The following is a 14,966-nucleotide window of genomic DNA, read 5'->3' as shown; positions in this document are numbered from 1 at the left end:
AAGCAATTTTTGAGGAAGAGTTTAATTAACTTTGTACAAAATATGATGGAAGTTTTCAACACCCCCAATAAAGTTATTATAACGTGCAATAAGCGCTTATCTCCTTATTTGCAACAGGAAGTTAAAGAGTTAGGTTTTGACATTGTCAGAGCATTTCCCACTGGAGTAGAATTAAAGGTCAGTATAAATGATACGATCAAACTCAATCTGAACCTACGTACAGCCTCTCAGATTCTGTACTCGTTAAAGGAGTTTACAGCCAATAATCCGACGGAACTCTATGAAGAATTGAGTAAGATCGCCTGGGAAGAACTTATTCAATTTGACGGATATTTCTCTGTCAGTTCCAATGTAGACAATGAAACAATCAGTACACCTCTATTTGCAAATGTAAAGGTTAAAGATGCGATCGTGGATCGTATCAAAGAAAAAAAGGGCATGCGCCCTAATTCAGGCCCTGAGAATAATAAAGCAGTGGTACATTTGTACTGGAAAGATGATCGTGCTGAAATTTTTCTAGACACTTCGGGGGAGACCCTAGCGAAACACGGCTATCGGAAGATCCCTGGAAAAGCACCGATGTTGGAAGCTCTTGCTGCTTCAACAATTATCGCATCCAAGTGGGATGGCAATTCTCCTTTTGTGAACCCGATGTGCGGTTCCGGAACTTTGGCTATTGAGGCCGCTCTGATTGCAACAAACAGAAAACCGGGGTTACTACGGATGAACTATTCATTTATGCATTTCATTGGTTATGATGAAACTGTTTTCTTCCAGGAGCGCAGACTACTTAAAGATCAGATCAATAAAAAAGCCACTCCACAAATTATCGCAAGTGATATTTCGGAAGAGGCGATCAATGTTTCTAAAATGAATGCCAGAACTGCTGGTGTAGAACAATTAATTTCATTTGAAGTATGCGATTTTGCCGAAACGCACGTTCCTAAAGAACAAGGTGGTGTCATTTTATTCAATCCTGAATACGGTGAACGTCTAGGCACGCACAGTAAACTAGAAATTACCTACAAGCGCATGGGAGATTTCATGAAACAGGAGTGCAAAGGTTATAGAGGCTATATATTTACAGGAAATCCAGATCTGGCAAAGAAAATCGGGCTGCGTGCATCCCGACGTATAGAATTTTATAATGGTAAATTAGATTGTAGATTATTAGAATACGAATTATACGAGGGTACTCGCGAAAAAACAAAAGTATTGTATGAATAACATTATTGAGCGCACAGTAGCATTTGTGCAAGATCGATTGAAATTTGCAGAAGCAGGCCACGATTGGTCGCATATTCAACGCGTATGGAACAATACGAAGTTAATTTTAGAAGATGAAGAAGCAGATGTCATGGTTTGTGAATTGGCAGCGTTATTACATGACATCGCTGACAGTAAATTCCATGATGGCGACGAAACAATAGGCCCTCGTGTTGCCGGAGAATTCTTGGCAAGTCTAGAAATTTCGCCTGAAGTCATTGATCACGTCAAGAAGATCATCTTCAACATGTCTTTCAAAGCAAGTTTGGGTGAAGTATCATTCCATTCAAAAGAAATGGAGATCGTCCAAGATGCTGATCGTCTTGATGCCATCGGCGCAATAGGTATTGCCCGTGCATTTAGTTTTGGCGGCAACAAAGGTCGTGAGATGTATAATCCTAGCATTCCTGTGCAGGAATATAAGGATAAGGAAGCGTATAAACATTCGGAAGCCCCTACAATCAATCACTTCTACGAAAAGCTCTTATTGTTAAAGAATAAGATGAATACAGAAGCGGCGAAGAAAATCGCTGCGCATCGTCATGATTATATGCTCGGTTTCCTGGATGAGTTCATGGCCGAATGGAATGGTAAAAAATAAATTACACTTAACAATTCCTAAATATAAAAGTGGTACTTTAGATCTTGTACATCGAGATAAAAAGTACCACTTTTTTTGTCCTATGTAAAATCAGCTTTTAAACCCATTTATAAGAAACGAACCTTTTATCAGGTTCATTTTTTACGGGTAATATCGTCATAGGTAATATATAAATGTCGAAAAATAGAAATAGAATAGCAATAAATCACCGAGTGAAACGTGCGCATGATGCCGTTGAAAACAAACACTCATACATAATTATAGCATGAAAAAACATATTTTTAGCTGTCTGACACTAGCGATGGTGATCTCATCTTCGGCATTGTTCGCACAGACGAAAGCCATTGCGCATCGTGGTGTATGGAAAAACAGCCATCTCCCCCAAAACTCTATTGCTTCTTTAAAGGCGGCCCACGACCTTAAGCTCTTCGGATCCGAGTTCGATGTACATTTGACCAAAGACAATATTCTTGTAGTCAACCACGACAATGATTTCTATGGTATCGATATCGCAACGGCAACATATAAAGAGCTTTTGGAAAAAAAGCATCCTAACGGCGAATCTATTCCCACGCTGGAAGAATACCTTAATGCTGGGAAAAAATTGAAAGGCTTGCGGCTTATCCTTGAATTGAAAATCAATAAACTCGGCGTCGATCGTACACTTGAAGCGACCACAAAAGCGGTTGAGATGGTCAAAAGCTTAAAGGCAGAAAAAGTCACTGATTATATTTCCTTCAGCTTTGAGGCTTGTCAAAAAATTCACGAACTGGCTCCTAAGGCCAATATCCAATATCTTACAGGAGATAAATCTCCTTCAGATGTGAAAGCTACTGGAATCAATGGAGTGGATTATCACTTTTCGGTGTTCAAAAAGAATGCAACATGGCTGAAAGATGCGCATCAACTTGGCATGAAAGTGAACGCATGGACAGTAAACACAGAAGAAGAAATGACAAATCTAATCGATCAGAAAATTGATTTTATTACAACTGACGAACCTGAATTGTTGCTCCGTGTATTAAAGAAATAAAGACAAACCGGGTGAACCGAGCCTATCGATATCGATGGGACCAAACACTTATACCGCTAAAGGCAGTGTGAATACCTTTAATAGAAAATAAATAATCAACAAATAACCGAGTGAAACGAGTTCATTTATACACATGAAGATCACTCATAAATATCATAAATAATTTAAATAGATGAAAAAAAGTCTTTTTCTCGTTATAGCACTATGTTTATCCTTCTTGTCCTATGGACAGGAATTTATTGCCGCCAGCTATAATATTCGCCAAAGAAATACCGTGGATGTCGACAATATGTGGAATGACCGAAAAATTCCACTTACCAATCTGATTAAATATCATGGCTTTGATATTTTTGGTATCCAGGAAGGTTTCTTTGACCAGGTCCAAGATCTCAAAAAACTCCTACCTGGATTTGATTACGTGGGTGTTGGCCGCGACGATGGCGCGCAAGAGGGCGAGCATTCTGCGATTTATTACAATACCAATCGGTTCAAAGCTATTAAAAGCGGTACTTTTTGGCTCTCAGCAACCGATACCGAGCATCCAAACAAGGGCTGGGATGCAGCCTTACCACGGATCTGTACCTGGGGTATTTTTGAAGACAAGGCTAACAAAAAACGCTTTATCTTTATGAATACACATTTTGACCATATCGGCCGCACTGCACGTACAGAGAGCGCCAAATTGATTCTAGCAAAAGCAAAAGAATTTGCCAAAGACCTTCCATTAATTTTAACAGGTGATTTCAACGTAGATGAAAAAGATGATGCTTATTTCACCTTGGCCAATAGTAAAGTAGTGACTGATGTACACGAATTGGCGACATTTAAATATGAACCCAATTCTTCTTTCAATGGCTGGGGCAAAAGCATTAGACCAACAGGCCGTATTGACCATATTTTCATAACCAAACCTTTTCAGGCAAAAAAATATGGTATTCTGACTGATACCTACATGAATAAATTCCCTTCGGATCACTTTCCAGTAGCAACAACGCTCTCCTGGAAATAATATCTTATTAATACAACAACCTTATAACACAAACAGCAGGTTCTCTTAGAATCTTGCTGTTTTTTTATTTTATCGCTTTTAATTTATGTCTATCTGCGTTATTCTTCAACAAATTAAGTGATAAGACCGCATCATCGAAGTCTTCCCAGATTCTACGTAGATGTTCCGAGATTACTCTCCCACCTCTTCGCAGGATGCTTCAACACCTTTAAAAAGATAGGACATGCGCACTTTGCGGGAATCTGTAGCGCATTTGCTACTATTCCAGACAATAATGACGCTTAGCCATTATTGGTTTAAACTTTCACATAAATTAACAGTCGATATGTTTAATTTTGACAGCAAAACAAATCATGATGAAATTTCCACTATTATATTGTACACTTTTGGTCTCAGGACTACTGTATTCCAATGCAAGCGAAGCACAGATTTTTAAGAAAATCAGTGAGACATTGGCAAAAGCAAATCAGGGCCAGACGGACAGTACTAAAACCACGACAGCATCAAACACGGCCGCAACATCATCAAAATCCAACACCTTGGCATCTTTATCCAGCAAAGATGCTTCATTGGGGATCAAACAGGCTTTAAGCAACGGCTTAAATCTGAGTATCGAATCTTTAGCCAAAAAGGATGGTTTTTTGGGAGATGCAGCAGTAAAGATTTTGATGCCTGCCGAAGCACAGAAAGTAGAAAAAACGCTTCGTGCTGTTGGAATGGGGAAATTGTGCGATCAGTTTATACAGAGCATGAACAGAGCTGCGGAGGGAGCCGTTAAAGAAGCTGCCCCGGTATTTGTTAATGCACTTTCGAAGATGACGATTACAGATGCGACCAATATTCTTTTAGGAAGCAAAGAAGACGCCGCAACAACGTTTTTTAAAACAAATACATCGAACGAATTAACAAACAAGTTTAGTCCAGTCATTAAATCTGCTATGGGTACAAACAATGTGGATCAGTACTGGACCCAATTGACAACAGCTTATAATAACCTCCCTTTAGGCAACAAAGTGGAGACAAATCTTACTGCATACGTTACGCAGAAAGCAATAGACGGTTTATTTGTCAAAGTTGCCGACCAGGAGTCAAAAATTAGACACAACATAGGTGGCAGTAGAAATACCAATATTTTACAGAAGGTATTTGGTTACGCAGACGAAAAGAAATAGAAAACGATTTACTTTTTCTATTTATGGTGGACCATCATGATTTCTTTTTTTATCCATGGATCAAACCAAACTGTTCAAAAGCTCTCCAGCACCATTATATCTAGCGATACATTTCCTTCAGCAGGAATTAGGATCCTATCCGCTCCGATCAGTTTCAGTTCAGTTATTGCCCGTTTGTTCACAAAAATAGTCAAGCACATATATTAAGAGCAAATTGTTTGTAAATGCAACCAAATTAAATTGCAAATAAAAAGCAATTTATCTAAGTTTGACCACCCTTATCACATTAGGGCTATTAGAAAATGAGTACATTTGAGATCAACAACATAAGTGATTTTTCGGTATCCGAAAGATTTCAACGTTATGTACAGATTGACACACAATCTGATGCAAATTCACCAACATGTCCTTCTACAGAAAAGCAAAAGAACCTTGGAAAGTTACTTGTAACAGAGTTGCTGGCATTGGGTATTGCAGACGCGGCAATGGATGAAAATGGCTACATCTATGCAACTATTCCATCTAATACCACAAAGCAAGTTCCTGTTATCTGTTTCTGTTCTCATATGGATACATCTCCGGACTCTTCTGGAAAAGATGTTAAACCTCTGGTTCATTCTAACTATCAGGGCCAGGATCTCGTGCTCCCTGACGACAAGAGTATTATCATCAAATATGCCGACCATCCCGATCTAGCCAATCAAATTGGCAATGATATCATTACAGCAAGTGGCACCACTTTACTCGGTGCAGATGACAAAGCTGGTGTAGCGGAAATCATGGATGCTGCTCGTCTATTAATGAAACACCCTGAAATCAAACATGGTGATATCAAAATTCTTTTTACGCCAGATGAGGAGATTGGCAGAGGCGTTGATAAAGCAGATTTAAAACGTTTAGCAGCAGATTTCGCTTTTACCATGGATGGTGAAAGAGCGGGAACCATCGAAGATGAGACATTTTCCGCAGATGGAGCTACATTAACTATTCATGGCGTATCGGTGCATCCAGGTTTTGCTAAAGGGAAGATGCAAAGTGCCATCAAAATCGCCAGTGCAGTAATTGATGCGCTACCGAAAGATAGACTTTCACCTGAAAGTACGAATAAAAAAGATGGTTTTGTACATCCTGTTCATATCAGTGGATCTGTGGAAAAAGCAGAAATTCAATTTATTGTACGTGATCACGTTACGGACAATCTCAAGAAACATGAAGATGAACTGGAGGGTATTGCAAAATCAATCGTTGAACAATATCCAAACTGTACTTATACTTTTGTTGTAAAAGAACAATACCGTAATATGAAAGAAGTGCTGGATCAGCATCCTGAAATTATGGAAATCGGCATGGAGGCAATCAACAGAGCAGGAATGGTGGCCGAAAGAAGAAGTATCCGCGGCGGAACAGATGGATCCCGTCTTTCTTTCATGGGCTTACCTTGCCCAAATATTTTTGCTGGAGGGCATGCTTTCCACGGAAAACAAGAGTGGGTATCGGTACAAGATATGGAAAAAGCCGTCAAAACAATTTTGCATGTTGTATCTTTATGGGAAGAAAAAGCATAAAGGAAAAATAAATTATAATGAAAAACGACGTATTAAAAGCAATACACTACAGAAGATCAGTATTTCAAGCTTCCTTTACTGAAGAAGAAGTCAGTAAAGAAGATATCTTGAGTATCTTGGAAGCTGCCAATGCCGCACCAACACATAAAAGAACACAGCCTTGGCGTTTCGTTATCTTCCGTAAAGAAGGATTACAACGTTTGGGCACGGAGCTATCGCGTATCTATAAATCAGTGACTCCTGCAGAGAAATATACCGAGGCAACCGAACAAACAATGGGCAAAAAAGCAACACAGTCAAACGTTGCGATCGCTATTGTTGTCAATTATACCGGTGAAGTTCCTGAATGGGAAGAATTGGCCTGTACAGCTGCAGCAGTCGAAAACATGTGGTTAGCCGCACACTCGCTAAACATTGGTGGATACTGGGCGACTCCTGGTTTAATCAATCACTTGGGTGGTTTCTTGAATCTTGAGGAAAATCAAAAATGCATTGGTCTATTTTACTTAGGACACCATCAATCGGAAGCGCGTGAGCCTATACGCACACCTATCGAAGATAAAATTCGTTGGGAAGAATAACGCTTTCCAGCTTTATAATAAACAACGAGCGGCTTAGAAGAATCTAAGCCGCTCGCTGTTTATAAGTTAATTAATTATACTTGATGAACCATCAAAACCTATTTTTATTAAAAATTTAATAATGAGACCTTAACCATTTAACAATCTTGCAGGGATAATTTCGCAACATACTTGTGACGGACACTAATCAACTAAAAAGTGAAATTATCATGCAAAGAAACATCGTTTGGTTAATGGTATTAACCATTATTACATTTTTCCAAATCCCAACTAACAGTTGGGCTCAGGGTACCGAAGCCACTATTACAGGTCGGATCATAGACATCAATGGGCCAGTAAAAGGAACATCTGTATCGGTCAGAAATGAATCAACAGGGTTTAAACAAACGACACTGACCAACCAAAATGGTGTCTATACCTTTCAACAATTACCTTTGGGCTCGCCATACAGCATCACAGTAAACCATGTTGGCTATGCAGAACAAAAAAAGACCGACTATAAATTGAGCTATGGTGACGAACTCAATGTGGATTTCACCTTATCATCAGCTGAAAATAAATTGGATGAAGTTATCGTTCAGGGAACTGCGGCTGACCTAAAAAATAAGATCAAGACTTTGGGTGCATCCACAGCAATTACAGCCAATGATCTTAAAAAAATGCCTGTAAATGGACGTAATTTCTCCTCTCTAATTGATCTATCGCCTGTTAGTAGTGGTACGAATCTAGCTGGACAACGCGCTTCATCGACCAATTTTACGGTAGACGGAATGAATTCGCGCAGCACAGTAGCAGGTGGAAATAGCGGCGGAGCTTATTCAATCTCCATGGAAGCCATTCGAGAGTTCAAAGTAGTGACCAATGACTACGATGTCACATTCGGTCGCAGCGGTGGGGGCAGCATTACCACCGTAACCAAATCAGGTACAAATACTTTAACTGGAAGTGCATTTACTTTTGCCCGGGCAGGATGGCTTTCGAGCAAGTATAACCTCAATGGAACAGCACGAAAACAAAAATTCTCCACCTATCAATATGGTTTCTCACTTGGAGGTCCAATCATTAAGGACAAAGCCCACTTCTTTGTGACTTGGGATCGTCAAATGGACACCCGCCCACTTCAGATTGCTGATATTCAAACAACGGAGGATATTGCACGTTACAAAGTAACGCAGGCGACTTTGGATGAGTTTACCCGCACTGCTGTAGGAAAATATGGCGCAAGTGCGGATCGTCTGTTTGGTTCCTTTGACAAGAAGAAAAAGACCGACGCGGCCTTTGCTCGCATTGATTGGCAATTGAACGATAAGAACCTATTGACTATTCGGAATAACTTTGTCTACGATATGGACAATCAGCAAGAAGGGGATAATACAGGGATCAATGCTTTTGAATCCTATACCAACCGAAGATACATCAACAACAGTCTAATGGCCTCCCTACGGACGTCTATCAGTTCCAAATTGACCAACGATTTGAAAATACAACATTTCTATGAGCGTTCTGAAGCACAGCATAATGTTGCGGGATTTGATCAGTCACACAGTATTCCACGTGCAATCGTTGAATCAATTCAATCGGTGGACGGCACAAATAAATATACCAATTCGATCCAGCTTGGTGGTCAGCGTTATGCGCCAGAATGGTTCAATGGAAATATGTTACAATTGGTCAACAACTTATATTATAATACAGATAAAATCAAATATACCTTTGGTGCAGATGTCATGTATACCAACATGGACTTCCGCTACGGAAGCGAAATGAATGGTCGTTTTTATTTTACCGGTTTACAAAATTTTGACAACCTGACTCCTTATCGCTATGCCCGTGATGTATATATGACCGACAAAGAAAACACCTTGGTCAACAATCTGGCTGTAGGTCTTTATGGACAGATGGAAGCTAAAATCGCAAGAGGTCTTGATGTTGTCGGCGGCCTACGTCTGGACAACACGAAATACCTAAAGAAGGCAAGATTCAATCAAACGGTCTATGACGAGCTGGGGCTCTCGACCGATAATGGGATCAACACTTTTCAGATACAGCCGCGTGTGCAGTTCAACTGGGATATCAATGAGGAGAAGAAAAATATCATCCGTTTTGGCGCGGGTATATTTGGTTCGGCTCTCAACCCGTATTCAATGCTAAATAATATGTTGTTTGATGGTTCACGCATAGCTGGTGTGGATATCACAGATCCGACATTAATTCCTAAGCCAAATTTCGCAAGCTATCGCAAGGACCCCGATACAGCTCCAGGACGCGAACTGCTGGACAATCCGAAGATCGAAAAATTGGTCACAATCAATACTAATAGTAAAGATGTGAAAGTGCCGACTGTATATAAAGCCAATATTTCCATCAATCACTTTTTTACACCTTCGCTACGCATCGGTTTAAGCGCTTACGGAACTTGGGGTCGCAACAATTATATGTATGTAGATCGCAACATGGTGGAAGACCCTTATTTTAGATTGACTGCCGAGGGTAACCGTGGGGTGTATGTTCCGGCATCCAGCATCAACACGACAAATGGTGCCGCCAACTGGACCAATAGCCGTAAAACCAAACAAATAGGCCGCGTACTGGAAATGAACAGTGAGGGAAAAAACAATTCTTACACGGTTGTACTAGACGGAACTTATCGTTATTATAAGGACGGTCAGATCACGATGTCTTACACTTGGAACGATACAAAAGACAATACCTCCTATAACGGTAATGTTGCCAACTCTGCCACCCTTTCCCTGATGGTCAAAGATGATCCTCGCGACTTGAGTACGATGACTTATTCGGACAATCAATTCCGCCACAAAGTCGTCTTTTATGGCACCATGCCATCATTATGGGGTGTTTCGATGGGTTTACGTTTCAGCGGAATTGCAGGAACACGCTATTCTTTAGCGGTCAATGGGAATGTCAACGGTGATTTTGTAAATTCCAACGATCTTGCCTTCGTATACGATCCAAATAACAAAAACACCCCCGATTACATCAAAACCGGCATTCAAGCTATTTTAGACGATCCAAATGCAGAGCAAAGCATCAAAAAATACATCAATGGAAACCTCGACCGCATAGCTGAACGTAACGGTGGTATCAACGGTTTTTACGGCGTATTTGACTTGCACTTGGCCAAAAATCTAAAAGTTTACAAGAAACATGGCATTGAAGCTTCGATAGACATTTTCAATGTAGCCAACCTTTTGAAAAAAACTTGGGGTGTAGGACACAATCTGGGTAAGCAAAATCTATATGCCATCAAAAGCTTTGATGCAACGAGTCAACAATATATTTATAATATGAGTTCAGGTGTTGGCGTATCTAACTTAAATGGTAACCCTTATCAAGTACAATTAGGCCTGAGATATGCATTTTAAGTCATTCAGACTATAGAAAACGCAGCGAGCCATTTCTTTCAGAGAAAATGGCTCGCTGCGTTTTATCGGATCCCATCTATTTTTCCTCAATACCAAAACAATGTGGTGGTTTAATTACAGTTAACTGTGCCGAGTTCTTTTCCTCTTTGACGGGAAATACAATCTTCAGACGCCCTTTTGTTCCCTGCCATTTTGGCCCAACCTGTAGAAGTCGAACCGCTTCATCAAAGAGCGACTGATCCGGTTGTCCTTCGGCACTAATATCGGTAGGCACTCCATTATTGTCAATCGTAAAATTGACAATAATCTCTCCTCCTCTAACGGAGGCCATCAAGTTTTTATTGAGATACTGTTCAAAAGTCTTCCAGCCTTCACGGGGTGTTGCATCACCTCCGTCCAACAAAGGCTCAACAGATACCCTATTTTCAGGCTCACTCAACTCAACATCTGTCGTACGCTCAGCCTTACCGTTAAAGTGTTTAAAATATAGCAGAGCCAACAAAGTCACAAAAAGTACCCCCGCAGTGGCACCGATCGCCAAACGCTGCCAAGTAAAATACTGGGCATGCCTTGTTGCGATTGTATCTTCGACTCGTCGATTAAGACGCTGCTGCAATAGGCTCAATTGCCGGGCATCCACGCCATTTTGCAATCGGTAACCATCGATAGCATCTTGTAAAAAAGGATCGTCCAATGCCTCACGCTCCAATTGGAACATTTCCTCTTTACTCATCAAACCATGGATATAATTATGTATCCGTGATAATTGATAATTATTTTCCATTTTCTTTCCTTTCCATGCAGATTTTTAAATTGCGCTTTCCATTCTGAATAGCACTCTTGACCTTATTCAAATCATATCCGGTCAAATCTGCAATATCTTTATAACATTTTTGCTCTAGATAAAACAAACGTACACATTCTTGTTGCTCACGGTTCAGAGTTTGCATACAGCCTTCCAGTTTTTCAAAATCTCTTTCTTCCCACTTGGCTTCACTGGCATCATTGAGCTTTTGTTCGCTTTCAAGCAAATTGTCTTCAATATCAACCTGCGTTGTCCGCTTATCTTTACGTAATTGCATAAGGCAATAATTCTTGCTGTAAACGTGCAACCAGCTCTTAAAATTATCGACTTCATATTGACGTAGCTTCTGAATCAGTTCTTCAAATATCTGCATGACCGCATCCTGACTACGATCGGGGTCTTGTAAGTATTTGAAGCACAAACCATAAAGCAAAGACATATAGGGTGAATATAATTTCCCCAGTGTAGACAAGTCACCACTTGTTTTATAGTGTTGTAGAAGCTCTTTTTCGTTCATGCGCAAATCATTCACCTTAATGATGATTTAAGATACGGATTTCCACAAATAAAAAAAGAAGATGCCACAAATTATCGATAAACAAAAAACCGTCCCCATATTGAAATGGAGACGGTCAATAAAAATATATTATGAATTACGGATCTAATTCCCTTGTTTCCAATTGTATCGGAGGGTAACGCCATAGGTTCGCGGATCGGCAACCACTCCGGCGTATTGCCCATAACTTCCCGGCGCGGCCAGCAGCTGCTCGTAGTAATCTTTATTGGTTAGATTTCTGCTCCACACAAACACTGAAATACCATTTGATCCTCTAAAGCCAAGTCTTGCGTTCAAGACCGAATAGGCATCAATGTTTAGGTACTGGGATGGAGAGGAACTGGACGAGAATTTAGAACGATGGAATAGGTCGGCGCCCAAAAAGTAAGATCCATTGATTCCAATCAGCTTTCCACTTTTATTCGCTTCGCCACCCAATGACCAAGACCACTTGGAAACACCTGGAAGGACACCACCAGAAATGTCTTTAAAAGCCTGAGCTCCGCCTACCTCTTCTAAGGGAACAGGCGCATTGGTAAATTTGACATATTTGGCATCTGTGTAGGCAAGTGCCCCATTCAGTCGTAGAAAATGTCCAATATTGATATTTCCATCCAGTTCAATACCTTTTACACGCACTTTTTCGGCATTGGCCAGATAACCGCGGTTCACTCCTGGTTCGGGCGTCTGCACCTGGGTCTGATAGTCTTTGATATCCGTTTGGTAAAAAGTCAGATTGAGCAATGAATTGCGTGTCGGATTTGTTTTTACACCGATTTCCTTGTGACGGACAGCTTCGGGTTTGACTTCAGCAAGATCCAGAAGCACCGCTCCGTTGGCTGTAGGCAATCCACCCACGTTGATACCTACGGGTTTATAGCTTATGGAATAGGTTGCATATGCGTTTATCTTCGGATTGAAACGATATCTTGCAGAAAGCTGACCTGAGAAATTGTCTGCATCGGCATTGACATCAAATGTCTGATTGGTATACACACCATTTTTAAGTGCTAGCAATGCCGGATCGGATGTTTGCAAGCCACCATAGGTTTGCCTATCATAGTTAGCTACCTTTTTATCATAGTTGTAGCGAAGACCCGGCAGGATATGTAATTTTGGGGTCACTGCCCAATCGATCTGTGTGTAGGCAGCTAAGCTTGTGCTTTTAATTCCATAAACGGTCTTGATTCCAAAATTGTCAAATAATCCCGGTGTTTGCCATAAAGCACTCGTCGAGCTTTTTTGAAAACGCCAAAAGGCAGATCCCGTTTCTTCGGTATGTACGGGATCTGTACCGAGATCCTGCCACAGACCAAATAACCCAACAACGCCGCTGACCTTTTCACTGATTTTTCCAGAGTATCTAAATTCCTGTGACCATTGATTATGGACGGAATTACCTGCTGAAACCGTGTATACCGGAAGTCCCAAGTAATCGCGGTCATTGAGTGGAACCCATGTCCATGTCCGCCACGCAGAAGTTGAGGTCAGTGTCCCTTCACCAATCTTAATATCGGCATTCAACGCCACACCGCCCAATTTATTATCAGCTTTGGATTGTGTGTCCAGATCGATCTTACGTTCGAAAGCACTTTTATACGGGAGTTCGTAACCGAGATCCTTGATAATTGCATCGAACTGTCTATAGTCTGCACGCTGTGTCTTTACAACTCCTGCAACAGCCCAACCATAACCATCCGGTTTCTGTGAAGATACATCACCGGAAAGCACCAGTTTGATATTTTCAGTTGGGGTAAAAAGCAATTGCCCTCTAAAGCCAAGGTTGTTAATATCATTAATCTTTCTATTGGTATGTACATTGAACAAATTGCCATCGCGCTGTGTTCCTGAAAAGGAAGCTCTTGCGGCTAGGTTTTTAGCTAGAGGTCCGGATATGGAAGTTTTTGCCTGAATAAACCCCTGGTTCCCGTAACTCACTTCTACATTAGCCTCGGGTGTAAATTGAGGCAGACGTGAAGTGATATTAAAAGCACCTGCAGTTGTATTTTTTCCAAAGAGTGTACCTTGGGGACCACGCAGAACTTCGATTTGGTCGATATCAATAAAGTCTAACCAAGTTGCCGCAGGACGGGCAATGTATACACCATCAAGGTAAAATCCGACTCCCGGATCGATTCCATCATTGGTCAGACCATAAGTAGAGCCCAGCCCGCGTATATTCAATGTTGTATTGCGTGCGTTCGAAGCATAGAGTTGAACGGTTGGAACCAATTCTTTCAAACGATTTACGTTAAATGCACCTGCATCTTCCAATGCTGCTCCACGAATAATCGATACAGGAATAGGTACATCCTGCAATTGCTCTTTACGCCGGCGTGCTGTGACCACCACTTGATCCAACGCTTCCAAGCGCGGTGTAAGCTCAATTACAGCAGGAGAATGATCTACGACGATATGCCGGGTTTGATAACCGACAATAGACACGATCAATGAAAACGGTAATTTTTGTCCCGTGACAAACTGAAAAACACCTTTACTATCGGTTTTCACCTGGTGAGTCACGGCCTCCAGCTGAACAGTTACACCCTGCAAAGGTTCTTTTGTTACAGCGTCAATTACTGTCCCTGTTAATGAGGCATTTATAATAGGTTTTGGATTTTCAACTTGCGCATAGGTATGGTAGGAACCAGTTAAAAGTAAGCTAAAAATGACGCTAATTCGAAAAATAGCATTTTTTTTCATAAATTTATTCAGTTTAATGGTGAATCTAAACAAGTGCCAACGCCAATCGATACTTGCTTCATTGTTAAAACTTTGTAAAAGGGAAGCCTCGGCTTCCCTTTTCTAATATAAGAGAGTGTAAGAGAGAAATTTTAACAACACATTCGTTCCCGATAAATTATCAGGGCTACTAGAGATACTTCTGCCGAAGCAACCAATAAACTTGTTTTTGAAGAGTAATTTTGTTTCATTCTATTTAAATTGTTATTTTTTGTTTGCCTTGGTATAAACTCATCTTTACCTCCAGACCTAT

General features: G+C 40.7%; 11 protein-coding genes. 8 read left to right on the top strand and 3 right to left on the bottom strand.

Going from position 1 to position 14,966, the window contains the following annotated elements; translation table 11 throughout:
* The first annotated feature begins 45 nt into the window (after nt 1-45).
* The 8 genes from B3C94_RS07015 (at nt 46) to B3C94_RS06980 (ending at nt 10,610) form a co-directional block, all read left to right on the top strand.
* Nucleotides 46-1,227, top strand: a complete 1,182-nt coding sequence (locus B3C94_RS07015) for a THUMP domain-containing class I SAM-dependent RNA methyltransferase (RefSeq protein ID WP_293901600.1) — start codon at nt 46-48, stop codon at nt 1,225-1,227.
* Nucleotides 1,220-1,867, top strand: a complete 648-nt coding sequence (locus B3C94_RS07010) for an HD domain-containing protein (protein WP_293901078.1) — start codon at nt 1,220-1,222, stop codon at nt 1,865-1,867. Before B3C94_RS07015 ends, B3C94_RS07010 begins: the two co-directional genes overlap by 8 nt.
* A gap of 265 nt (nt 1,868-2,132) precedes the next feature.
* A complete protein-coding gene (locus tag B3C94_RS07005; RefSeq protein WP_293901075.1) occupies nt 2,133-2,900 on the top strand; it encodes a glycerophosphodiester phosphodiesterase in 768 nt (255 codons plus the stop codon).
* A 172-nt stretch (nt 2,901-3,072) separates the two neighbouring features.
* Complete coding sequence (locus B3C94_RS07000; protein ID WP_293901072.1) at nt 3,073-3,909, top strand: endonuclease/exonuclease/phosphatase family protein; 837 nt, start codon at nt 3,073-3,075, stop codon at nt 3,907-3,909.
* 353 nt (nt 3,910-4,262) lie between these two features.
* Complete coding sequence (locus tag B3C94_RS06995) at nt 4,263-5,081, top strand: DUF4197 domain-containing protein (protein ID WP_293901067.1); 819 nt, start codon at nt 4,263-4,265, stop codon at nt 5,079-5,081.
* Nucleotides 5,082-5,383: 302 nt separating this feature from the next.
* A complete protein-coding gene (gene pepT / locus B3C94_RS06990; RefSeq protein ID WP_293901064.1) occupies nt 5,384-6,646 on the top strand; it encodes a peptidase T in 1,263 nt (420 codons plus the stop codon).
* Between the two features lie 17 nt (nt 6,647-6,663).
* Nucleotides 6,664-7,227 (top strand): nitroreductase family protein, encoded by a 564-nt coding sequence (locus B3C94_RS06985; protein WP_293901061.1) that lies wholly within the window; start codon nt 6,664-6,666, stop codon nt 7,225-7,227.
* Between the two features lie 209 nt (nt 7,228-7,436).
* Nucleotides 7,437-10,610 (top strand): TonB-dependent receptor, encoded by a 3,174-nt coding sequence (locus tag B3C94_RS06980; protein ID WP_293901058.1) that lies wholly within the window; start codon nt 7,437-7,439, stop codon nt 10,608-10,610.
* Between the two features lie 76 nt (nt 10,611-10,686).
* Here B3C94_RS06980 and B3C94_RS06975 read toward each other — a convergent pair whose 3' ends face one another.
* The 3 genes from B3C94_RS06975 to B3C94_RS06965 form a co-directional block, all read right to left on the bottom strand.
* Nucleotides 10,687-11,394, bottom strand: coding sequence for a hypothetical protein (locus B3C94_RS06975; protein WP_293901055.1), 708 nt, complete (start codon nt 11,392-11,394; stop codon nt 10,687-10,689).
* Nucleotides 11,384-11,932, bottom strand: coding sequence for an RNA polymerase sigma factor (locus tag B3C94_RS06970; RefSeq protein ID WP_293901052.1), 549 nt, complete (start codon nt 11,930-11,932; stop codon nt 11,384-11,386). The genes B3C94_RS06975 and B3C94_RS06970 overlap by 11 nt, the downstream gene beginning before the upstream one ends.
* 144 nt (nt 11,933-12,076) lie before the next feature.
* On the bottom strand, nt 12,077-14,674 hold the full coding sequence (locus B3C94_RS06965; RefSeq protein ID WP_293901049.1) for a TonB-dependent receptor: 2,598 nt from the start codon (nt 14,672-14,674) through the stop codon (nt 12,077-12,079).
* Between the last annotated feature and the right edge of the window lie 292 nt (nt 14,675-14,966).

Origin of the sequence: Sphingobacterium sp. UBA5670 (assembly GCF_002420705.1) — a bacterium.
In the GTDB taxonomy this organism is placed as follows: Bacteria; Bacteroidota; Bacteroidia; order Sphingobacteriales; family Sphingobacteriaceae; genus Sphingobacterium.
The sequence above is the reverse complement of the archived record's forward strand: the minus strand, read 5'-3'. Positions and strand labels throughout refer to the sequence as shown.

Excerpts from the sequence above, each read along its gene's own strand:
- B3C94_RS07015 (WP_293901600.1), top strand. The coding sequence starts at position 46 with ATGGAAGTTTTCAACACCCCCAATAAAGTTATTATAACGTGCAATAAG.
- B3C94_RS07010 (WP_293901078.1), top strand. The coding sequence starts at position 1,220 with ATGAATAACATTATTGAGCGCACAGTAGCATTTGTGCAAGATCGATTG.
- B3C94_RS07005 (WP_293901075.1), top strand. The coding sequence starts at position 2,133 with ATGAAAAAACATATTTTTAGCTGTCTGACACTAGCGATGGTGATCTCA.
- B3C94_RS07000 (WP_293901072.1), top strand. The coding sequence starts at position 3,073 with ATGAAAAAAAGTCTTTTTCTCGTTATAGCACTATGTTTATCCTTCTTG.
- B3C94_RS06995 (WP_293901067.1), top strand. The coding sequence starts at position 4,263 with ATGATGAAATTTCCACTATTATATTGTACACTTTTGGTCTCAGGACTA.
- pepT (WP_293901064.1), top strand. The coding sequence starts at position 5,384 with ATGAGTACATTTGAGATCAACAACATAAGTGATTTTTCGGTATCCGAA.
- B3C94_RS06985 (WP_293901061.1), top strand. The coding sequence starts at position 6,664 with ATGAAAAACGACGTATTAAAAGCAATACACTACAGAAGATCAGTATTT.
- B3C94_RS06980 (WP_293901058.1), top strand. The coding sequence starts at position 7,437 with ATGCAAAGAAACATCGTTTGGTTAATGGTATTAACCATTATTACATTT.
- B3C94_RS06975 (WP_293901055.1), bottom strand. The coding sequence starts at position 11,394 with ATGGAAAATAATTATCAATTATCACGGATACATAATTATATCCATGGT.
- B3C94_RS06970 (WP_293901052.1), bottom strand. The coding sequence starts at position 11,932 with ATGAACGAAAAAGAGCTTCTACAACACTATAAAACAAGTGGTGACTTG.
- B3C94_RS06965 (WP_293901049.1), bottom strand. The coding sequence starts at position 14,674 with ATGAAAAAAAATGCTATTTTTCGAATTAGCGTCATTTTTAGCTTACTT.